1 protein-coding gene is annotated in these 471 nt (G+C 70.7%); it reads right to left on the reverse strand.

Annotated elements, in window-relative coordinates:
- Positions 1 to 461, reverse strand: a 461-nt coding sequence (locus G3I71_RS47100; protein WP_239149802.1) for a YbdK family carboxylate-amine ligase, incomplete at its 3' end; no start/stop codon positions are given.
- Positions 462 to 471: the final 10 nt, after the last annotated feature.

The following is a 471-nucleotide window of genomic DNA, read 5'->3' on the forward strand; positions in this document are numbered from 1 at the left end:
AGGACGTTCGCGGCGCCGTCGGCGATCCGCATCTCGAGCGTGCCGAACCGCGGCGACGGGCGGATGTCCCACCGGACCTCGTCGACCTGGTCGATCACTCCCGTGTGCATCATGTCGCCCACGTACTGCTCGAGCTGCTCCCAGTGCTCGAGCTGCGGCGGCAGCCCCGCGGTCGGCAGCTGCTGGAACAGCAGCGCCCGGTTCGACGCGTAGCCCGTGTCCTTGCCGCCCCAGAACGGCGACGACGCGGACAGCGACTGCAGGTGCGGGAACACCGTGAGCATCGCGCGGCTCAGCGGCAGCACCTTGTCGCGGTCCTCGACGCCCACGTGGACGTGCACGCCGTAGATGAGCATCTGCCGGCCCCACCACTGCGTGCGGTCGATCAGCGTCGCGTAGCGCTCCTTGTCGGTGACGCGCTGCGCCGCCCAGCTCGCGAACGGGTGGGTGCCCGCGCCCATGAGCTCGATG

Source organism: Streptomyces sp. SID12501 (assembly GCF_010550245.1).
Taxonomy (GTDB): domain Bacteria; phylum Actinomycetota; class Actinomycetes; order Streptomycetales; family Streptomycetaceae; genus Streptomyces.